Origin of the sequence: Candidatus Litorirhabdus singularis (assembly GCF_026262625.1) — a bacterium.
In the GTDB taxonomy this organism is placed as follows: Bacteria; Pseudomonadota; Gammaproteobacteria; order Pseudomonadales; family Halieaceae; genus Litorirhabdus; species Litorirhabdus singularis.
The window spans coordinates 113,831-133,295 of the sequence record NZ_SHNN01000006.1 but is presented as its reverse complement, the minus strand read 5'-3'; the positions used below and the strand labels follow the sequence as shown (position 1 = coordinate 133,295).

General features: G+C 53.4%; 19 protein-coding genes and 2 pseudogenes. 11 read left to right on the top strand and 10 right to left on the bottom strand.

From position 1 onward, the window contains the following. Positions 1-168 precede the first annotated feature (168 nt). Positions 169-1,020 (bottom strand): GNAT family N-acetyltransferase, encoded by an 852-nt coding sequence (locus EYC98_RS20800; RefSeq protein ID WP_279247333.1) that lies wholly within the window; start codon positions 1,018-1,020, stop codon positions 169-171. Between the two features lie 346 nt (positions 1,021-1,366). After that, positions 1,367-2,264 (bottom strand): annotated as a pseudogene (locus tag EYC98_RS20795) (DUF4372 domain-containing protein). A 150-nt stretch (positions 2,265-2,414) separates the two neighbouring features. On the opposite strand from EYC98_RS20795, the pseudogene EYC98_RS21830 reads away from it, so the two are divergent. After that, a pseudogene (locus EYC98_RS21830) lies at positions 2,415-2,882 on the top strand (IS6 family transposase); the annotation flags it as partial. Positions 2,883-3,133: 251 nt separating this feature from the next. Here EYC98_RS21830 and EYC98_RS20785 read toward each other — a convergent pair. The 5 genes from EYC98_RS20785 to EYC98_RS20765 all read right to left on the bottom strand — a co-directional run bounded on the left by EYC98_RS20785 (position 3,134) and on the right by EYC98_RS20765 (position 8,326). Next, positions 3,134-4,129, bottom strand: a complete 996-nt coding sequence (locus EYC98_RS20785) for a glycosyltransferase family 2 protein (protein ID WP_279247331.1) — start codon at positions 4,127-4,129, stop codon at positions 3,134-3,136. Between the two features lie 306 nt (positions 4,130-4,435). Next, the gene (locus EYC98_RS20780) at positions 4,436-5,272 is read right to left on the bottom strand and encodes a PIG-L deacetylase family protein (protein WP_279247330.1); all 837 of its coding nucleotides are present in this window, start codon (positions 5,270-5,272) and stop codon (positions 4,436-4,438) included. Positions 5,273-5,373: 101 nt separating this feature from the next. Beyond that, the gene (locus tag EYC98_RS20775) at positions 5,374-6,312 is read right to left on the bottom strand and encodes a hypothetical protein (protein ID WP_279247329.1); all 939 of its coding nucleotides are present in this window, start codon (positions 6,310-6,312) and stop codon (positions 5,374-5,376) included. Between the two features lie 222 nt (positions 6,313-6,534). Next, a complete protein-coding gene (locus tag EYC98_RS20770; protein WP_279247328.1) occupies positions 6,535-6,921 on the bottom strand; it encodes a GtrA family protein in 387 nt (128 codons plus the stop codon). A gap of 418 nt (positions 6,922-7,339) precedes the next feature. Further along, the gene (locus tag EYC98_RS20765) at positions 7,340-8,326 is read right to left on the bottom strand and encodes an alpha/beta hydrolase (RefSeq protein WP_279247327.1); all 987 of its coding nucleotides are present in this window, start codon (positions 8,324-8,326) and stop codon (positions 7,340-7,342) included. Positions 8,327-8,559: 233 nt separating this feature from the next. Here EYC98_RS20765 and EYC98_RS20760 point away from each other — a divergent pair, with 233 nt between their 5' ends. From EYC98_RS20760 to EYC98_RS20750, 4 genes are all read left to right on the top strand, one after another. Next, complete coding sequence (locus tag EYC98_RS20760) at positions 8,560-9,129, top strand: hypothetical protein (protein ID WP_279247326.1); 570 nt, start codon at positions 8,560-8,562, stop codon at positions 9,127-9,129. 41 nt (positions 9,130-9,170) lie between these two features. Then, complete coding sequence (locus tag EYC98_RS21825) at positions 9,171-9,287, top strand: VPLPA-CTERM sorting domain-containing protein (RefSeq protein WP_420887207.1); 117 nt, start codon at positions 9,171-9,173, stop codon at positions 9,285-9,287. A 154-nt stretch (positions 9,288-9,441) separates the two neighbouring features. Further along, positions 9,442-11,238, top strand: coding sequence for an N-acyl-D-amino-acid deacylase family protein (locus tag EYC98_RS20755; protein WP_279247325.1), 1,797 nt, complete (start codon positions 9,442-9,444; stop codon positions 11,236-11,238). A gap of 32 nt (positions 11,239-11,270) precedes the next feature. After that, positions 11,271-11,978: a sulfite exporter TauE/SafE family protein gene (locus tag EYC98_RS20750; RefSeq protein ID WP_320415570.1), complete on the top strand. Its 708-nt coding sequence runs from the start codon at positions 11,271-11,273 to the stop codon at positions 11,976-11,978. Positions 11,979-11,981: 3 nt separating this feature from the next. Here the strand turns inward: EYC98_RS20750 and smpB are convergent, their stop codons facing one another. Next, positions 11,982-12,464, bottom strand: a complete 483-nt coding sequence (gene smpB, locus EYC98_RS20745; RefSeq protein ID WP_279247324.1) for an SsrA-binding protein SmpB — start codon at positions 12,462-12,464, stop codon at positions 11,982-11,984. 10 nt (positions 12,465-12,474) lie between these two features. On the opposite strand from smpB, the gene EYC98_RS20740 reads away from it, so the two are divergent. The 3 genes from EYC98_RS20740 to EYC98_RS20730 are packed head-to-tail and all read left to right on the top strand — an operon-like array spanning position 12,475 to position 14,697. Then, positions 12,475-13,860 carry a sodium-dependent transporter gene (locus EYC98_RS20740; protein WP_279247323.1) on the top strand — a complete coding sequence of 462 codons (1,386 nt, stop codon included), beginning with the start codon at positions 12,475-12,477 and terminating at the stop codon, positions 13,858-13,860. Between the two features lie 19 nt (positions 13,861-13,879). Continuing rightward, positions 13,880-14,311, top strand: a complete 432-nt coding sequence (locus EYC98_RS20735; protein ID WP_279247322.1) for a type II toxin-antitoxin system RatA family toxin — start codon at positions 13,880-13,882, stop codon at positions 14,309-14,311. A gap of 29 nt (positions 14,312-14,340) precedes the next feature. Beyond that, the gene (locus tag EYC98_RS20730; RefSeq protein ID WP_279247321.1) at positions 14,341-14,697 is read left to right on the top strand and encodes an RnfH family protein; all 357 of its coding nucleotides are present in this window, start codon (positions 14,341-14,343) and stop codon (positions 14,695-14,697) included. Between the two features lie 107 nt (positions 14,698-14,804). On the opposite strand, the gene EYC98_RS20725 is transcribed toward EYC98_RS20730, so the two are convergent. After that, a complete protein-coding gene (locus EYC98_RS20725) occupies positions 14,805-15,185 on the bottom strand; it encodes an outer membrane protein assembly factor BamE (RefSeq protein WP_279247320.1) in 381 nt (126 codons plus the stop codon). A 77-nt stretch (positions 15,186-15,262) separates the two neighbouring features. Here EYC98_RS20725 and fur point away from each other — a divergent pair, with 77 nt between their 5' ends. After that, entirely contained in the window at positions 15,263-15,673 is a 411-nt protein-coding gene (gene fur / locus EYC98_RS20720) for a ferric iron uptake transcriptional regulator (RefSeq protein ID WP_279247319.1), read from the top strand. A 148-nt stretch (positions 15,674-15,821) separates the two neighbouring features. On the opposite strand, the gene recN is transcribed toward fur, so the two are convergent. Then, positions 15,822-17,480, bottom strand: coding sequence for a DNA repair protein RecN (gene recN / locus EYC98_RS20715; RefSeq protein ID WP_279247318.1), 1,659 nt, complete (start codon positions 17,478-17,480; stop codon positions 15,822-15,824). Positions 17,481-17,571: 91 nt separating this feature from the next. Between recN and hrcA the strand changes: the two genes are divergently transcribed. Continuing rightward, complete coding sequence (hrcA, locus tag EYC98_RS20710) at positions 17,572-18,606, top strand: heat-inducible transcriptional repressor HrcA (RefSeq protein ID WP_279247317.1); 1,035 nt, start codon at positions 17,572-17,574, stop codon at positions 18,604-18,606. Between the two features lie 195 nt (positions 18,607-18,801). Continuing rightward, the gene (grpE, locus tag EYC98_RS20705; protein ID WP_279247316.1) at positions 18,802-19,416 is read left to right on the top strand and encodes a nucleotide exchange factor GrpE; all 615 of its coding nucleotides are present in this window, start codon (positions 18,802-18,804) and stop codon (positions 19,414-19,416) included. The last annotated feature ends 49 nt before the right edge of the window (positions 19,417-19,465 follow it).

Genomic DNA, 19,465 nt, shown 5'->3' with positions numbered 1-19,465 from the left:
AACGCCCCAACATAGCGATTGGCGGAGTACCGCCAAGGCGACTGTTAGAGGCAGCATGATTTTCTACGAATAACTGCTGTGCAGAATGGGGGGATTACATTGGGTTTACAAAGGTAAACTTATAATTGTGGGCCAGCAGCACCAGATACTGTTCAGCAGAGCTATGTATTAGTAGGCGTTGAAGTCTTGGAAACCTAGCGCAATCGCTTCGGGATCCAATTCATCCACAATAGTGTTGAAGTTTTTGTAGATCAGGTTAAGCGGTGATGTCCTCAGTCTGGAGGGTATATCAATATAGCCCGAGTATCGGCACACATCCGCTGGGAACAATCCAATAAAAAGCCGTACGAATGGAAAGCTGGACGTTGAATTGGCCTTGAACGAAGGGTGGGGCGGGAGCTCAGAGAAAGCTCGAATCAAAGGGTATCCTGTCTTGGCGAGCAGGCTGATTGAAGCCTTGCCAGCACTGGCAATGTTGATCGCATTCTCGGGATTGGCCGCACGCCAGGCTATCAGTTCGCTATTCCACGCCCGGCGCAACAGCATCTTTTTTTCACACAGCGTCCAGTCGATATGGAGTGCGCCAAAGCCTAGTTTCGCCTCCAGCGGCGAAACCAACTGGAATCCGAGCTTGTCCACAAATTCGGGAGTGCTATTGGCGTTGGCAACGCCAAAAACACAGGCGTAACCCTCTGCTTGAGCCAACTTATATGTTTCCTCGGCCAGCCGGGTAAACAGCCCCTGCCCCTGGTAATCAGGGCGCACCGCCGTAGAGAGCGAAAGCAGGGCTCTTACCTGTGCTCCGGCCAGATCAATCAGCGTAGGTACGCAGGCGTAATGACCTGCCAGGGTCTCATCGTCATAGGCATTGAAACCCACCACCTTACCGACCGGATTTTGCAGGTACAGCCAGTGTAAATAATCAGCGGTAAAGTGGTCTGTGCTGGTAAAGCTGGATTTGAGCAATTTAACGTAAGATCGTATGGACCGCTCGTCGGTAGCAACGGGTTCAAGTCTCATGTGTGGCAGTACCTGCTTATTTCATTGTTTGGAGAAGGCTATGTGACGATTAATCGCCTTTGAAGCATAAGCCGATCTGAGGATATTGCCAAATCAACTTCGCAACCTAGATAGTATCAGTGAACCAATACTTAAAAGCGACAGCAATCTCCATCCGACATTATAAGCTGCTCGGTTTTGCTCTACTGCAGTTTCGGTCTCAGCGATCTGGGCATGGAAGATCTTTAGGCCAAACTAGGCATCACCGTCAGCCGCGAAGCAATCCGCCTCTAGTGCATCGAATTAGGCGCCATTTAACACGCCGGTTGAAACGTAAACACCGAGGCTACGGCGATACTTTCTACCACTAGTGTCCCAACTCCGAATCAAAAAATGAAATCAATTGGTTAGGAGGTTTCGCTTGTTCTAGCGTGAAGTCGCCTACTGACGGAGGCTTGTTTAAGGGCATTTTTTCGAAAATGGTTACACTCAAAAATTTGTAATAATGTGCAAAGGCTGGCGTCTACGCGTAATTATCGCCACCTGCACATAAACTGAAATGGCGATCCATATTTGCGTCTTTACGGTATTCTCGAAAGTTCCGAAGAATGATTTGATGCTGAGGTGTTGTTTGATCCATTTGAAGCCGAGCTCCACCTGCCAGCGACAACTGTAAAGCTCCGCAAGAGTTAGTGCTGGTAAGGAAAAATTGTTGGTCAGGAAGACAAGCGTTTTGTCGGCTTTTTCATCGTAGTATTTTATTCGACGTAGTTTGTCAGGATAGTTTTGGCTCCTTAGAAGTGAGAGAGAACTACACTCTGATCGCATTTCAGCCCGGTGTTTTTGTCTCCTGGGTGTAAGTACAATCGGCGGAATTTTAAATCGGACTTAGCGCGAATGACAAAGAAGGCGGCACCAAAGTCGTCGTCCAAGTAGAGTTTGCGGGCGATATGAATCAGGGCCTGGGCAAAATCGACGTAGATACGCCAGTCCCTTGTCATGTTTACATTGGAAAGTGTATTGAGTGACATGCCACCGCGTATGCCCATGTGATAGAGCTTGCTCTGTTGCGCTCGCAGGCACACTTCGATATCACGCAAGCTTTCGCGGTAAGTAAGTTGTGCGAGCGCCATACACCGATATTGATCGACGCAGTAAAAGAATCTGATTTTGTGCTTGCCGCGGTAACGTTGGACACACCGCCAAAAGGTGTGCATCGGTAGATGCTCCATCACCTGAGAAAAAATGAGACTGTCCGTGTACATAAGCCACGACTCCTTGCAGATCATAAGTGGATAGCAGGGTGGCAGTTATCGGCAAATGAGTTCAAGTCGATGACAGGCACAAATTGATTTATTTGTATTGAAAAACAGCGTGTTACAGGCATTTTTAATTCAAACGTTGGGACACTAGTGACCTTCTACATCTATGAAGCCTTTGTCAGGATCCAATGTAAGCAGCATTACCTCTGGCGGGCAGTCGACCAGGATGGTGAGGTTATTGATGTATTCCTACAGGCGAGGCGAGACGGGACAGGAGCAAAGCGGTTTTTCAGACTGCTGTTACGATCAAGTGGGACTGAGCCAAGGAAGATCTTGACCGACTAATTGCGCAGTTGTGGCGTGGCGTATCGAGAACTGATACCCGAGACAATTCACAGTAACAAGCAGTATGATAATGATCGGGCTGAGCAGTCACACGAGACAACTAGAGTCAGGTAGCAGGGCATGCGAAAGTTCAAACCGGTTAGGCAGGCGCAGAGATTTCTGGTTGCCCATGCTACGGTTTCAAATTTTTTTAACTTTAGTAGGCACCTAGTCAGAGCGCGGCATTATCGAGATCTCAGGGCAGGTGCGTTCGAAGAACGGGGTAGGGCGGTTGCTTGGGATCGGATGACAGATTCAAGCGGTCTCAAAGAGTTAAGTTGCCAGAACTATTCCATACCAGAAGACTTTGTCTTCACCATAAATGTCGTGGAAGGCCAAGCGCTGGAAAGTCCGGCCTACTTGGGGGTGTGCAGGTAAACTATTTGGGTGGGCATGTCGGGGCCTTTTGCTCAATACCAGAGCGCAGATAAACCCCAGCCATTGGCCCGAGCCAAATATTGTAACTTTCCATCGTGTCAGTCTGATAATTACTGGTCAAGTCTACGTCCTTTGATTTTTCGATGTAACGCAAAATTAGGTTGGTGGGTAATGTCGTGTTGCAGGAACCCGAGTAGCATTTGTATGCCGACCATGACGGTTAGCCCTGCCACCATGACAGTGCCGGCACTGGCAAATGATTCCATTTGATGGCTTTCTACCCATTGGGCAATACCAAATAGCACTCCGAAAGTAGTAAGGACGAGTCCCAGTACCAGCTGTAGGCTGGCGTAGTTGAAGCCACGTAGAAAGTAATTATATGCAATACGCTTGAAAAAGTTACGCAGGTTACTAAAGGCGAAGACAGGCATTTCCCTGGCAATTTTCAGGTTGGATACTTCATCGCCATAGATTGCATCTGCCGGCAAGTCCATTACCACCGCTTGCAGGGTGTTAAGGCGAAACAGCATGTCGCTTTCGAAAAAATAGCGCTTGGCCAGTTTGTCCAGCGGCAGATATGGCACTATCTTTGCACTAATAGCGGTGTAGCCGTTGGTGGGGTCGAACAGATTCCAGTAACCGGATGAGAGTTTGGTCAGGAATGACAAAGCAGCATTGCCGAGCATCCGCAGCAGCGGCATCTTCAGGGCGCTGCTGACTTCGTAAAAGCGATTGCCCTTGGTGTAGTCTGCCTCTCCACTTAGAATGGGTTCTACAAAATACGGAATCAGCGTGGTATCCATCTGCCCGTCCCCGTCGATCTTGACGATGATGTCGGCGCCGTCTTCCACTGCCGCGCGGTAGCCCGTGATCACGGCGCCACCAACGCCCTGATTACTGGCATGGAATAACACGCGGATACGCGGGTCGCTGAAATGCTCCTGTATGTATTTTCCTGTCTGCAAGGGACAGGCGTCGTCGACGATATATATTAGCCCGACTTCAGGTCCGATAGAGGATACGACGTTCTCTATTGTATTAACTACCTTATAGCAGGGTATGACCACCGCGAGCAGTTCACGTTTTGGTTTTTGTTCGGTATTCACGTCGTACTCCCGAGTCTATGGTTAGTGTGCTGCCAATTACAATATAGGCGGAAGCACCTAACAGTCATGAGACATCGCTGGCTATGCCTTCACCCCGTTGCGGAGTCCAATGGGCATGATTGTCAATGCTACCACATTTCGGATGGGTTCCATGAGTTTGATGCCCTCAGTGCTCGGTAAAAGAAATTGAGAAGAGAAACTTCCATTTTTTTAAACCGCAGGTAAACGCGGTGCCGCAAGAATCCGGGGACGGTTCCCTAAAAATATTTCGCTGACAGGGATTATGACAATTAAAACCGAGTATCTTTATAAAGGGCCATTTGAATCAATCGGGTTTTTTGTTGATAGTTCCGGGCTGATAGTTTGAAGAAAATTGTCAATGGATGTTGTAACGCTTTGCAGATTAGAAAAGCCTCTTCTTTCATAAAGAGGGACGCCAGGATGTGGGGCCTGATGGATGCGTGACCAACTGATTGGCTGCAGTTTTACGGTGCCATCCAGCAGGTAGTCCAAAATAACGAAAGGATATAAGCCGATCCATGCCATAAACTGTGATCTGTAGTTCAAGAACAGGATTAGAAACTTTAGGCGCTTGGCAGGGGGAATGGGTACTTTGGTTGTCGGACCATTTAGTTTTAATGGCGAAAGTACCCTGTAAAATATCCAGGACATACCGTAGCAATGATAAAGTCCGATCTGCCGACTTGAGTGATACACGCCTAGTTTGCGCGCGAGACATACGCCCAGGACATGAAGTACATCATGGTCTTGATGGCCTCCTTCCCAAGCCGGCATATAAATACTTTTCACTCGAGAGCTTAGTCCTTCAATACAATAATTTATTGCTCTCCATGCAGGTAGTAAATGGTCCATGAGCTTTCCGTCGGTGAATTGGAGTTCACCACCAATAAATTCAATGGAGTCGGAATGCACGCCCGCGGCTTCAAGAACTTTTCTGGATTCTTCATTCCTAACCTCACTGTTCCCGCCGTCTGTTAGAAATAGCACCAATAAATCTCTGCCTTCGGCCAAGGAGCATTGAATCGTATATAGAAATGAAAACTCATCATCCTGATGAGCACACAGGAATACATCGAGGCCAGTAGCGTTGCCAGTCCTGCGGATGCTAGGTTCCAAAGTCATTTTGTGTTCTTTAACTCTTGTATGTTGTTACTAGGGATAGTCAATTCGCCATCCTCCATCTCGTTTTGTTGGGGCCTATTGTAGGTTAGATTTCACGGTACTCAGTAGGCATCGAAATCCAAGAACTCGAAAGACCCAAGCTCAAAACCTCTCTCGTCAAATGTGGGTTGTAGCTGGTGCAGCACAACGGAGAGCGGAGAGGGCATCTTTTCCTGGGGGAGTCGGATGCCCCGCATGCGAAGAATTGGGTTTCGGCCCCAGTACACGACTAAGGGGGTGCGATGGTGCAGCATCACCGAGCGTACAATAGCACCGAGAGCCAGCGGCTCGATTAAAGGTCGCCGCGCAAGTACCTTCAGGATCAAAGCGAAGCGAAAGCCTTTCATTTTGGTGACGGTTGTCACAACGACCACGTCATCATTGAAGTGGAGCGTATACTGAGCGCCGGGTCGGCCGAGGCGCCAGCGCAAATAGTCACCAGTCCAAACAGGATCGAATATTCCTTCCGAGCATGATGACGTGACGAAACCGTCGCTCGCGAGTTGGTCTAACAAGGGCGAGTCTAGCAAGGTGGTGGTGACGCTGTGGTGCTCCATTGAAGCGCCGCGTATAGATGGCGCGACTAGCGTTACAGGTAATGGGGCCAGCGCCCGCCATCCCAACGTTGCCACCATGCGCGGTGCAGAGTTAGTGTTAGCGACGCCAATAATTGCATCCAGCCCTCTATTCTCACCGTGGTGGTAAGCGCTTTCAATTGTGCGGCGAAATGTCCCGGCGCCACGCGCTTTAGACGCGACCGCAAGATCTACGCCCAGGCCTAGCAAGACGCTATTCCCGGTAGCATCTCGAAACTCTTGCGGGACAAGGGCGTAGTTACCAGAGCGGGAAGTGCCGTCGTCAACATGGCCTACCGCCGCCGGGCCCACTGGATTATCGTTATAGTACCATCCAAGACTTTCTACCGAGTACGGCGGGTGAACCGTGAATACTTCATTAAGTAGATCGGCGGTGCGGATGAGTTCGTCAGTTTTTGAGTGCATGACTGGTTAACTTCGGCTCTAACCAAGACGTTGACAGATTCTGTATGCACACAAGGAAGCTCCTATTTTACGAATCTGCGTGTTGTTAACAGTCTGCCATTCCATTGCAGCGTTTGCTACAAGAAAATGGCTTGTCAGCTCAGCTTGGGAGAAAATCGAAGGGCGCAACGAGTAATGTTGCAAAACCTATTAGCGAATCCAGTGTAAAAAGATGGATAGTATTCATAGCCTCTCCCTATCTCCGGTAGGGTTTCCGAAGATGAAGAATTTTTGAATGACGAATGCTAACAAAAACACTGCCACTTCAACCAAGGCCTTAATTATCAGTCCTGATGTGGGTGTTGGTGGCCCTTGTAAAAATAGGTGTACAGCAATCAAGACTCCAATGGTACTGAGAATTGAGGTTACAACCCATGCGATTAAAAAGCGAAAAAAACTATCCCAAAAACGTACCCGGGTTCCACTAAAGGTAATATACCTGTTGGCAATGAAACCCGAAAAACCTACCAATGCTCTTGAAATCAGGTTGGCATAGATCATATCCACACCCATGGACATAAATAGAAAAAGCAGCAGCCCATCGGTTATGTATTGAAACATAGCAACCACTGTGAACAGCGAAAATTGTCGGTGATAGCTTACTTTGATTTACGTAGTCCTCAAATAAACGGGTTGTAGTCGATTTCACTAATCTAACAAATTATGTACGCTATAACCGCTTTTCCCGTAGGCGATAAGTCAAATAGGCCAGTAGGTACAATATTGGTGTTCCGGTAAGTAGTGCGCCCAATCTGAAATGGTCGGATTGAAATTACAAGCGTACCTGATGTTCCCCGCCAGGCAAGTCAAAAGAAGTTCAAAAGGTACTGTAAGTTGAGTTTTCAAGTGCGGTAGCATCGGTGGATGAATACATACAACCGCCGCCGTTTTCCCGCCCCCCCCCCCCCACGCCAGCATTAGCCTCGGGTAAACGGTGACTATCGAGTTACCCCGCCTGTACAGAGCGCCTGCTGTACCTGGAGCGGCGCTATTTCAAATGTGTCACAAACCAGTCCTGGGCAGCCTTTAACCCTGTCGCATGGCCCTGGTCACGGTACACGTCATAGTGGGTGCCGGGTATGACCAGATAGCGAGTGGGTACCCGGTCGCCAAGCGACTTATGCAGGGCCATGCCATTGACTTGGCGGTCCAACAGCTCTTCGTTCTCGGCGTCAATGATGAGCGTGGGAACGGCTATGTCTGGCCAGTAAGCGGCGGGGTCGTACTTCTTGATGGCAATAAGATCCGGGTTGTCCGGCAGGCCCATTGCGGATGCCGGCCCTGGATAGGGGGTTATCTGGCCGCGGGCGCGCTGGGTTTCCCAGTTGGCCACCATCTGGTCGGGGATCATGGCGAAATTGGCTTTGTTATTTACTGTGCCAATCTGCGTTACCAGCGCTTTGATGCGCGGATCACTGGCGGCGACCACCAGGGCCAGGCCACCACCCATGCTGGTTCCCCACACGCCAATATTATCGGCTTGCAGGTTGGGCTCGGCGACTAGCCAGGCTATTGCCGCGCGGGCGTCTTCCAGCATTTTCTGGGGGTTAACCACCGAGCGAATATGTTGCCCGCTCACTGTCACCGTCTTAGTCTCTGGCGCTGTCGGGAGCGCAGCGTTCGGCAGGAAGAAGCCATCACTGTCGCCCCAGCTGCGTAAATCAAAGGTCATTACCACAAAACCCAAGCGGGCGAATTGTGGCGCATAGAGTCTGTTGAGGTTGCTGCGGTTACCACCCCAGCCGTGAATCAATAGTATCCCCGGCAGTTTTTCATCGGCCGCAATAGCTTTTGGTTTAAACACCGTACCCTGCAGGCGCGCGCCTTCGCTCCAGAAGGTCACGGTTTGTTGGTCCAGGGCGACGTCGGCGGCAGCCACCGGGTTGGTCAGTAGCAGCGCGGCAAGCAGTAATAGCAGGCCCTTGTGGCGCAGTCTGTTCAGGAATCTATTGGAGGTTGTATGAGTTAGTGTCATTGCGGGCTCGCTGCTCAATGGCTGTCAGGTATTACCGGGCTCGGAGCATATTATTAATGCGACTTGATTGCTAATTGAGCCTTATAGCAGTGCTCGTTGTGGAATTCCAGCGGCCGTCCCACGGCGTCCGTTCCACGGCGGTAAATCTCAATCTGTTAAAACGTGCGCCAGTTCCTGTGTATAAGAAAGAGTCTCTGCTAGTTTGAGGTATCGTATTTGCTGGAGAGTGTTTCATGAACATAAGAATCTTGCGACAGGCACTGGCTGTGACCTTACTGTCGAGCAGTTACGCGCTCGCGGCGCCGGTGCAGTTCAATGTGACTTCCACGGTCACGATTGTCGAGGGCAGCTACGTTGGAGGAGTTGTGGTTGGAGACAACATTAACGGCAGCTTTCTCATCGATAATGACTCTGCCAACGCAGGGCCGGGCTCAGACCCCGGCCCAGGCACCAATCCCGGGCATGAATACACCTCCTTCTGGAACTTCGATGGCGCGCCCTACGGCGTCGAGTTGATCGACGTGCAGCAGGCGGCTGGCTTCAGTAGCAGCACCCAGGCAGTGGTGGTCAATGATGGTATGTTTATCGACGCAGAAGAAACCGGCGGCCTGATACCCACCGGGACTTATGACTGGCTGGAACTGCTGGGCTCCACCACGGTGGATTACTGCCCGGGCGCGGCGAGCCCTGTAGCCCGGCTGATGGCGAGGAGTGGACGCTGGCCCTGTTCGCCACGGATGACAACTGGTTCTCCGGTGGCGATGTTCCCGATACGCTGCCCAATGATTTCACGGCTTTCCTGATCGGTTTTGAGTTCAATAGTATCGGAGAGGAAACCGGCTTGGTGATCGCGCCGCTGGATAGTCTTACCCTGGCGCCCGTGCCGCTGCCAGCAGCGTTCTGGTTGTTCGCCTCCAGTCTGGGCGCGCTTGGCGTAGTGAGACGCGCGCGCCAACACTGACGTTCCACATCGTCCCTCTAAGATCGCTCCCAAGTTCGCTCCCGCCATGGTGCCTGATACGCTAGATCGGCGATTGGGTCAGTAACGGTAAAGCACTCCGTTTCTCCCCCTGTTATGCAATAATGTGCCGCTGATTTGCGGAGGGTATTGGACCATGGCATACGACCTGAAAATCATTAACGGCCAAATATACGACGGTGACGGCGGCGCGCCATTTGCAGCCAATGTAGCGGTCAGTGACGGCGTTATCGTTGAGATCGGACCTTGTAAGGCAAGTGCGACGACGGTTATTGATGCCGCGGGCGCCATTGTTACCCCTGGCTTTATTGACCTGCACACTCATTACGATGGGCAGGTGTCCTGGGATGAGACTCTATCGCCCAGCATTAACCACGGCGTTACTACGGTGGTGATGGGCAGTTGCGGGGTTGGCTTTGCGCCGGTGCGTGAGAACGACCGCGACACTTTGGTACGCATTATGGAAGGCGTAGAAGACATTCCAGGTGCGGCGTTGGCCGAGGGCATTACCTGGGATTGGGAGTCACTGCCGCAGTACATGGATGCGCTGGACGCCAAGCCTCACAGTATCGACTTTGCGGTGCAGGTCACCCACGACCCGTTGCGTGTGTATGTGATGGGTGAGCGCGCCGTATACAACGAGTCAGCTACCGCTGAAGATATCGCCGAGATGCAACGTCTTACGCGTGAGGCGCTGGAAGCCGGAGCAGTGGGGTTTTCGACCGGGCGTTCTGATGTGCATCGCAGTGCCGATGGCCAGTGGACGCCGTCTTCAGAAGCATCCGCCGAAGAGCTGGCCGGTATTGCCGGTGCTATGGATGGGCTGGGTCATGGCGTGTTGCAGGCGGTGAATGACTTTAATCTGGAACGTGAGGGCGACCAGTTTCCGGTGGAGTTTGAAATTCTGGAGCAGTTTGCGAAGGCCGCCAAGGGCCGGCCGTTCTCGCTGTCGCTAATGCAGCGTGACTTTGCCCCTGACCAGTGGCAGCGCATTATTGCCCGCGCCGAAGACCTCAGCGAAGACGGTCTGAATATTCGTCTGCAGGTAGCGCCGCGCGGTATTGGTGTGACGGTGGGGCTGCAGTGCACCTTTCATCCGTTTATTGGTTTTCCCAGCTACAAGAAAATTAGTCAGCTGCCTTTGGCGGAGCGAGTGGCCGCCATGCGCGCGCCGGCGTTTCGGGCGCAGTTGCTGACCGAAGAGTCTGAGAAAATGGCCGGTGATGGCACGCCGGTGCCGCCCATTGCCGACGCCTTGCTGGCCGCGGTGGATTTTGTCGCTGCCAAAACTTTCCTGTTGGGTGACAACCCGGAGTACGAGCAAACCGAAGAGACCTCGGTGCTGCACATGGCGCAGGAAGCCGGCGTTGATACCCTGGCGATGATCTATGACCTGATGTTAGAAGATGACGGTAGGGCGCTGCTGTACTTCCCCATCTATAACTACACCGGCATGAATTACGACAATGTGCTGACGATGATGGAGCACCCGCTGTCTATTCAGGGGCTGTCAGATGGTGGCGCTCACGTGGGTACGGTGTGTGACTCCAGCTTTAGTACGTATTTGCTCAGCTACTGGTCGCGTGATCGTGAGCGCGGACCGCGCTTGGAACTGCCCGAAGTGATTCATCGCCTGACGGCAGACATTGCCGATTACTGCGGCATGGAAGATCGCGGTCGGCTCAAGGTGGGCCTTAAGGCCAATATCAATGTGATTGATTACGACAAGCTGCGGTTGTACCCGCCGCGCATGGTACAAGACCTGCCAGCCGGTGGTCAGCGCTTGCTGCAGGACGCTAGCGGCTATCGTGCAGTGGTGGTGGCTGGAGAAGTGGTGGTGGATCAGGATGCAGTGACTGCGGCCAGGCCTGGGCGGTTATACCGTGCGGGGCAATCTCGCGCTGGCCAGGCCTCGTCAGGAGCTGCAGCCTGATAGACCTATACCTGTGGCCAGCGTTATGGGCGGTGGTGATTGTTGCCGTGGTCCTGCGTTCGTTCACCGGCTTTGGTTTTGCGCTGGCGGCGGTGCCCGGATTTGCCCTGTTTTTGCCGCCCGCTCAGGCGGTGGTGCTCAGTGCCAGTTTGTCATTGGCGTTGGGGGTGCAAACCTTTCCCCAGTATCGGGGTAAAACGCCGCTACGGCCTATGATTCCTCTTTTCCTGGCGGCCATTGTGGGCACGGTGCTGGGTGCCCAGTTACTGGTGTTATTGTCGGTCAGTACCTTTATGTTGTTGATTGGGGTCGCGGTGATAGCTGCGTGTCTGGCGCTGAGTGTGTTTCATCCGCGCCGACGCAAGGCCGGGAATGCGCTGAGATTGGGTGCCGGGCTCAGCAGCGGGCTTATGAATGGTGCCTTTGCCATTCCCGGACCACCCATCATTATTTATGCCATGGCTACTGAGTCTGACCCGGCCGCTAGCCGTGCTCTGATGATTCTATTTTTCACCTTTTCGTCGCTGGTGGCGTTGCTTACTTTTAGTGCTGGCGGCTTGGTTAGCCTGAACTCTCTGTGGCTGTTTTTGCTCGGCTACCCAGCCATGTTTCTGGGCGACAGGCTGGGCTTCAGCCTGTTTAAACGTTACGGCGGGCGTTTCTATCGACGCGTGGCGCTGGTGGCGCTGTTTCTGGTGGGAGTGTCTATTTTGCTCAAGGGCTTGAGCTCCCTGAGCTGAGGCTTACTGCTTCACCGCGTCACGCATAATTTTCTGTTTGGTGCGGCTCCAGTCACGGTCTTTGTCGGTTTGACGTTTGTCGTGCTCTTGCTTGCCACGGGCCAGGGCAATCTGCGCCTTGACCAGGTGGCCTTTCCAATACAGCGACACGCACACGCAGGTGAGACCCTTCTGCTGTGTAGCAGCCAGTAGCTTGGCGAGCTCCCGTTTGTGCAGCAGTAGACGGCGGGTACGGTCGGGCTCGGTCACGTAGTGGGTAGACACCGTGTCCAGCGGGGTGAAGTTGCCACCTAGCAGAAAGGCCTGACCGTCGCGCACAAACACGTAGCTGTCACTGATGTCGGCCTTGCCCATACGCAGGCTTTTGACCTCCCAGCCACGCAGCTCTATGCCGGCTTCAAAGGTCTCTTCCAGGTGGTAGTCAAACCGCGCGCGTTTGTTGCGGGCGATAGTATTATCAGAGTTATTGGGCTTCTTCTTGCTCATGGCGCGCATTATGCCGCAAAATCACCCGATGAGCATTGCACTTCGCGCCGCTTCCGGCGCATGGTCCAGTAGAACCACTTTTATGCTGGGCCTAACCACTGCCGCCGTCGGCCTCGGTAACCTCTGGCGTTTTTCCTATTTGGTAGGCGAAAACGGTGGCGCGTTGTTTTTGCTGGTGTATCTGGCCACCCTGTTTATGGTGGCGGTACCGGTGATGATCGCTGAGGTGGTGATTGGCAGTCATGGCCGCGCCAACCCCGTCAGCAGTGTGTTGGCGGCGTGCGAGCGTGCCAAATTGCCGCGGGTGTGGTCGGTGATGGGCTGGCTCATGGCGCTGACCGCCATACTGATTCTGGCTAACTATGCGGTGGTGGGTGGCTGGACCCTGGCCTATATCCAAAAATTTGATGGTGGCCTGTTTTCGGCGGCCAGTGCACAGGCAGTGGCTGCGGTGTTTAGTTCGCACCTGGCCGACCCGGAGCCCATGGTGTATTGGCAGAGCCTGTTCATACTGCTCACCTTCACCATCTCTGCCCTGGGTATTCACCGTGGCCTGGCGGTATTGTTCTGGCTGGCGGTGCCGCTGCTGTTGGTGCTGCTGGGTGTTTTGATTATTTATAGCCTGGAATATGGGGCTATGGAGAAGGCTGGGCAATTTCTGTTTTCTTCCGTTAGCTACGATTTTGATAGCGGCTCGGTACTAACCGCCATGGGGCACGCCTTTTTTACGCTGGGGGTGGGCGTGGGTGTTGGCATTGCCTTTGGGGCTTATGCTCCCGAGAAGTTGCCTATAGGCCGCACGGTCATGGCTGTGGCAGTGCTGGATACGTTTATCGCTATTGCCGCAGGCATTGCCATCTTTCCCATTGTGTTTGCCAATAACCTGGAGCCAGCCATGGGTCCGGGCCTGATGTTTGTGAGCCTGCCCTATGCCTTTGGCAATATGCCTCAAGGGGAGACCTACGGACTGCTGTTCTTCTTGCTGGTAGCAGTGGTGGCGGTGGGCTCGGCGGTGGCACTGGCAGAACCGCCCATGTCCTGGCTCAAGGAACGCCTGCGGCTGCGACGGCCGTTTGCGGCGCTATTGCTCGGAGGCGTGGTGTGGTTGTTGGCCTGGGCCAGTTGTTTGTCGTTTAATCAGCAGCAACATGCCCACTGGTTGGGGGAGTTAACCCTGTTTCAGTCGCTGGACGTGATAACGGTGGAATGGCTGCTGCCGCTGGGTGCTTTGCTAGTTACCTTGTTTGCAGGCTACGCGCTACCGCGGCACATTACGCGACTGGAGCTGTACCGCGAGTCCAACGACTTTTATTTCCTGTGGCGCGCCTGTTTACGTTATATTGCGCCACCGGTCATTTTGTTCATTATGTTGGCCGCTTACATCGGTAATTTGTAATCCAACCTGTATTCCAACTATGACGACCATTATTCGCAGCGCCCTGTTACCTTATCGCCCTGAGCAGGTGTTTGCGTTAGTTAATGACATTGAGTCTTACCCGCAATTTATGGATGGCTGTGTCGGTTCGCAGATACTGCGCAGTGAAGCGGGGATCATTGAAGCGCGCCTGGACCTGGCTCGCGCCGGTATTCGTCAAAGCTTTGCTACGCGTAATACGCTGCAGCCACATCACACCATTGAACTGGAATTGCTCGAAGGCCCGTTTGAACGCTTTACTGGCGTGTGGCAGTTCATCGAGTTGGGTGACACGGCCTGTAAAGTGAACCTGGAGCTGGAGTTTTATTTCAACAATTCTGTACTGGGCGCAGCGGCGGGCAAACTGTTTGATTCCGTCAGCGGCGGTCTGGTGGATTCGGTCGGCAAGCGCGCCCGGCAAATTTACGGTTAATATTGCTCTGCAAGTTTGGAGATTGAGAAATGACAGAAGCCAACAAGATTCCGGTAGAGGTGGCTTACGCGCTGCCTGACAAACAAGAAATCGTTATGCTGGAGGTGCTGCCTGGTACCACAGCAGCAGAAGTCGTGGCCCGCTCGGGTATTGAAAAGAAGTTTCCCGGCTTAGAGACCGAAGGTCTGCCGCTGGGTATTTTTGGCAAAGCTATTAAGTCCGACCATAAAGTACTTGCCGGTGAACGGGTGGAAATCTACCGACCGCTCATCGCTGACCCCAAACAAGTGCGTAAGGAACGTGCCGCCAAAGCCAAAGAGGCCCGTGCTGCAGCTAAGAGTGCCGCGAAAGACAATCTGGATTCTGAGCAGCCCTCGGTCGATTAAAATCGACCCCACAGATTGGGCGGTTATCGGTTGGAGGGCCCTGCAGGTATAGGCTTGGATAATATTTCTGTAGAGCAGAATTAGGCTACCTGAAACCCCGCAGGGCTTTAATCTTCTTCTTCAGCTGCTCGCTCTGCAGCGGCTGCTTGTCTCAGCGCAGCCTCACTACTGGGCAAGTACGTCCCGGTGAAGTAACTGAGCTTATCACCGTCAAAAAACACGGTAAGGCGTTCTTCTTCGATGGTATCGTTACCATTACGAATTAAAAACAGATAATCCCAGCGTGCCTGGTTGAAGCTATCTTCCGTCAGCGGGGTGCCCAAAATAAAGCGCACTTGGCGTTGGTTCATACCTGGCTTGAGCTGGTCAATCATCTCTTGTGTGATGATATTTCCCTGCTCGACGTTGATACGGTAAACGCCGGGAAAACCGATGTTGCTGCAGGCAGTAATTGCCATCAATAACAGGCTGAGTAACAGGATTCGCACGCGCTTTTTCTTCCACTTGGGCTACAGGGATGGCATCATACCGCAGACCAACCTGTGTGAATACTGAGAAGCTCTTCATGACGTCTGAAAATCAGGAACTACGTAAAGCTGGGCTCAAAGTGACCCTGCCGCGCGTGAAAATCCTGCAGTTACTGGAGAGCAACGAAAGCAACTCCCAGCACATGAGCGCAGAAGATGTGTATCGCGCACTGCTGGACGCTGGTGAAGACGTGGGTCTAGCGACCGTTTATAGGGTTTTGACACAGTTTGAGACAGCGGGGCTGGTTACACGGCACAACTTTGAGACCGGGCATTCGGTGTTTGAGTTGGCCAAGGGCGAGCATCATGACCATATGGTTGATATGGAGTCTGGTGAGGTTGTCGAGTTTTTAGACCCGATTATTGAGCGGCGTCAGCGCGAGCTGGTGGAAGAGCATGGGTTTGAGTTGGTTGATCATTCGCTGGTGTTGTACGTTCGTAAGAAGTAAGTCTGTTTTTTTCTTCTGATTGAGATTTTGGTGCGGTTTAGGTGCTTCTGAACTGTCGGGCGTCGTTGTGTGCCTGCTGGTTGGGTTGGCAGAATGAATTCTGCCCTACAGGTGAGTTATCTGTGGGGTCGATTTTAATCGACCGGGGTTAGCTGTCAGCAGAAGCCAGCATGGCTTTGGCGTTGGCTCTGGCCTGGGCGGTAATGTCGATGCCGGCTAGCATGCGAGCGATTTCTTCTATGCGGGCTTTTTGATTGAGGGTCTGCAGGGTGGTGCTGGCAGAATCTTTGCTGGCAGATTTACTGACTTGCATGTGGTTGTGACCCTGCGCCGCGACCTGTGGCAGGTGGGTGACGCACAGTAGCTGTGAGCGTTGGGCCAAGGTGCGTAGCAGGCGTCCCACAACTTCAGCGACGGCGCCGCCAATGCCAACGTCTACTTCGTCAAATACCATGCTGGGAATGGTGCTGGCGCTGGCTGTTACTACGGCAATAGCCAGGCTGATACGCGACAGTTCGCCACCCGAGGCTATCTTGCCCAGTGCTCCAGCGGGTTGGCCGGGGTTAGTGCTGACCAAAAACTCAATGTCTTCCTGCCCGTGAGGGTGAGGCGCTTCGCTGCTGCGAGGGTTCAGCTGTACGGTAAACTCACAGCGCTCCATGGACAGTTCAGCCAGTTGTTTTTCGATTTGCGTGGTCAGTTTTTTGGCGGCTTTAAGACGTGATTTGGTCAGTTTGGCAGCGGCCAATTGATACTGCGCCTGCAGCTCTTGCATCTCGGCTTCCAGCGCGGTCATACGTTCGCTGCCGCCGGTGAGTGCGGCCAGTTCTTCGCTCAATTGTTGGTAGATCTCGGGCAGTTGTCCCGGCTGGCAGCGATGCTTACGGGCAATCTCGTAAATAGTGTCCAGTCGCCGCTCTACCTCACTCAGCCGGGCCGGGTCGATTTGTACGGAGTCCAGATAGTGCTGTAACTCGGCGCGAGCTTCGCCCAACTGGATGGCGGCGCTGTCTAGCAGCTCTTGCACGGTGGTCATATTGTCGCCAAACAGGCCGCCGTCGCTGATCAGTTGCAGTGCTTTGCGGGCGCCGTCTTCCTGCGTGTCTACCAGTTCCAATGCTTCTTGGCTCGACCCTAGTATGTGTTCGGCATTAGCCAGCTGCTTCTGGGACTGTTCCAGTTCGTTCAACTCACCGGGTTGCAGGGCGAGGGTTTCCAGCTCCTCTACCTGATAGGCCAGCAGTTGAGCGCGGGCGTGATGTTCGTTGTGGTTACCGCTCAGTTCGCGCAGTTCCCGTTGCCGCCGCAGCCATTCTGACGCCAGTTGTTCGAGCTCGCCTACCGCCTTACCGTGGCCGGCAAAGTCGTCCAGTAGCTGGCGCTGGTGATCGCGTCGGAGCAGCGACTGGTGGGCGTGCTGGCTGTGAATATCTATGAGCATGGCGCCCAGTTCACTGCAGTCTTGTGCGGTGCAGGATTTGCCGTTGATGAAAGCCCGTGAACGGCCTTCGCGGGTAACGGTGCGGCGCAATATACATTCATCACCAGCGTCCAGTTCCCGTTCAGTGAGCCAGCTCTTGGCCGGGTCCAGCGCTCGAATATCAAAATTGGCACTTACTTCAGCGCGGTCGGCACCTTTACGCACGCTCTTGGGGTCGGCGCGGTCGCCCAGACATAAACCCAGGGCATCCAGCATAATCGACTTGCCGGCTCCAGTTTCGCCGGTGACTACCGTCATGCCGTTGGCAAATTCCAGGTCGAGTTGGTCGACGATGGTGTAGTTACTAATAGTGAGATGACTGAGCATAGGCATCTTATACCGTACTTGAGGCCTCACGTGTACTGCCGCGCACGAAAGGGATGGTTTTTTTAGGCGGGCGGGCGTTAGAATCAAGGGTATGGCAACCAAAGAACTCAATGACCGCGCGCTAGTACTGCTGAAGACCCTGATCGAACGACACATTAGGGATGGCCAGCCCGTGGGTTCTAAAGCATTGCTGCAGGAGGCCGGCTTGCCCGTGTCTTCTGCCACCGTGCGCAATGTGATGTCAGACTTGGAGGAGCGCGGCTACCTGGTGTCGCCGCATACCTCGTCCGGGCGTATTCCTACGGCTGCCGGCTATCGCTTTTTCGTTGATTCACTGTTGCAGGTGAGCCCTCTGGGGCCGCAAGCCGTGCAGGCCATGCGTGATGAGTTGCACCCGGACAAATCGGCGCAGGAGCTGATTCAGAGCGCGTCGGGCCTGTTGTCTTCCATTACTGCGCAAGCAGGGGTGGTCACCGTGCCGCGGCAAAAGGCTAATCAATTACGTCAGGTCGAATTTCTGCCCTTGTCGGGAGACCGGGTGCTGGTCATTCTGGTGGTGAACGAGCGCGAAGTACAAAACCGCATTATTCATACCGAGCGACCCTACACCGAAGAGGAATTACGTCAGGCCGCCAATTTGCTAAATCAGCGTTTTGCCGGGCAACCCCTGAGTCGGGCCAAACATCAGATACTGGCTGAGATGGAAGCAGACCGCGCCTCCATCGACGGCTATTTGCGTGATACGTTGGTGTTAGCCAGCCAGGCCTTTGTGGAAGATGAGCCCGAAGAAGACTATGTGGTGGCCGGTGAGTCACAATTACTCGGCAGCACCACACCCGAGGAACTGGACCGGCTGCAGGAGCTGTTTTTTGCTTTTCAACGCAAGAAGGACCTGCTGCATCTGCTAGAGACCTGTACCCGCGCCGATGGTATCCAAATATTCATTGGTGACGAGGCTGGTTTTCAGGTGTTGGACGGCTATAGCGTCATCACTGCCCCCTATGGCGATGGTGACGGTACCGTGGGCGTATTGGGGGTTATTGGCCCCACGCGTATGGCGTATGAGCAGGTGATACCTATTGTGGATGTGACTGCCAGAATGTTGAGTTCTGCACTCTCTCGTTGAGTGCTCCGTTAAGCCTCTGATTGCTTAAAAAACGACCAAATTCTGCGCGAGTGCTGACATTTTTCAGCACTGCCTTGAAAACCGTCTACACTGTCCCCATATTACCCCAAACCAGAGTTTATGCGGTCTGGAACCTAGCTAATACAGGTTCACCGGGGCCGTTTTTGTTCAAAAAATGATCACAGGAGCACGGGTGTGGCAAAAGAAGGTGAAACCAGATCTGAATCTGAAGCGGCAGCAGACGCCGCGGCAGAGTTAGCGGCCGAGCATGGCGAAGACAGTGCACAAGCTGCGGCTGAGCATGCGGCGGAAGCGGCAGCAGAAGCGGCCGAAGATATTGCTGATGCTGAGATAACCCTCGACAGCCTGCAGGACGAGCTGGAGGCCGCACGCGACGCGGCATTGCGGTCACAGGCCGAGGCACAAAATGCTCGCCGCCGTTCAGAACAGGACGTTGAAAAGGCGCGCAAATACGCGCTAGAGCGTTTTGTCGGTGAGTTACTGCCCGTAGTAGACAACCTGGAGCGAGCGCTGGAGTCCAGTGCAGACGCCTCTGACGAGGTGAAAGCCGTAGTCGATGGTGTCGAACTGACGCGGAAGAGCCTGATGGACGTTTTGGGTAAATTCAACGTTGAATCAGTTGATCCGGTGGGCGAGCCGTTTGACCCGCAAGTACATCAGGCCATGTCGATGATAGAAAGCCCTGATGCGGAGCCCAATAGCGTGCTGCACGTGATGCAAAAGGGCTACACACTTAATGGTCGATTGATCCGTCCGGCCATGGTTATGGTCAGCAAAGCCAAGGAATAACGAATTTACAGCACCGGGGCCTTGAATCGAGCGCAACCGGACCCATATA

Excerpts from the sequence above, each read along its gene's own strand:
- EYC98_RS20755 (WP_279247325.1), top strand. The coding sequence starts at position 9,442 with ATGGCATACGACCTGAAAATCATTAACGGCCAAATATACGACGGTGAC.
- EYC98_RS20730 (WP_279247321.1), top strand. The coding sequence starts at position 14,341 with ATGACAGAAGCCAACAAGATTCCGGTAGAGGTGGCTTACGCGCTGCCT.
- fur (WP_279247319.1), top strand. The coding sequence starts at position 15,263 with ATGACGTCTGAAAATCAGGAACTACGTAAAGCTGGGCTCAAAGTGACC.
- EYC98_RS20740 (WP_279247323.1), top strand. The coding sequence starts at position 12,475 with ATGCCGCAAAATCACCCGATGAGCATTGCACTTCGCGCCGCTTCCGGC.
- EYC98_RS20765 (WP_279247327.1), bottom strand. The coding sequence starts at position 8,326 with ATGACACTAACTCATACAACCTCCAATAGATTCCTGAACAGACTGCGC.
- recN (WP_279247318.1), bottom strand. The coding sequence starts at position 17,480 with ATGCTCAGTCATCTCACTATTAGTAACTACACCATCGTCGACCAACTC.
- smpB (WP_279247324.1), bottom strand. The coding sequence starts at position 12,464 with ATGAGCAAGAAGAAGCCCAATAACTCTGATAATACTATCGCCCGCAAC.
- EYC98_RS20780 (WP_279247330.1), bottom strand. The coding sequence starts at position 5,272 with ATGACTTTGGAACCTAGCATCCGCAGGACTGGCAACGCTACTGGCCTC.
- hrcA (WP_279247317.1), top strand. The coding sequence starts at position 17,572 with ATGGCAACCAAAGAACTCAATGACCGCGCGCTAGTACTGCTGAAGACC.
- EYC98_RS20760 (WP_279247326.1), top strand. The coding sequence starts at position 8,560 with ATGAACATAAGAATCTTGCGACAGGCACTGGCTGTGACCTTACTGTCG.
- EYC98_RS20800 (WP_279247333.1), bottom strand. The coding sequence starts at position 1,020 with ATGAGACTTGAACCCGTTGCTACCGACGAGCGGTCCATACGATCTTAC.
- EYC98_RS20775 (WP_279247329.1), bottom strand. The coding sequence starts at position 6,312 with ATGCACTCAAAAACTGACGAACTCATCCGCACCGCCGATCTACTTAAT.
- EYC98_RS20735 (WP_279247322.1), top strand. The coding sequence starts at position 13,880 with ATGACGACCATTATTCGCAGCGCCCTGTTACCTTATCGCCCTGAGCAG.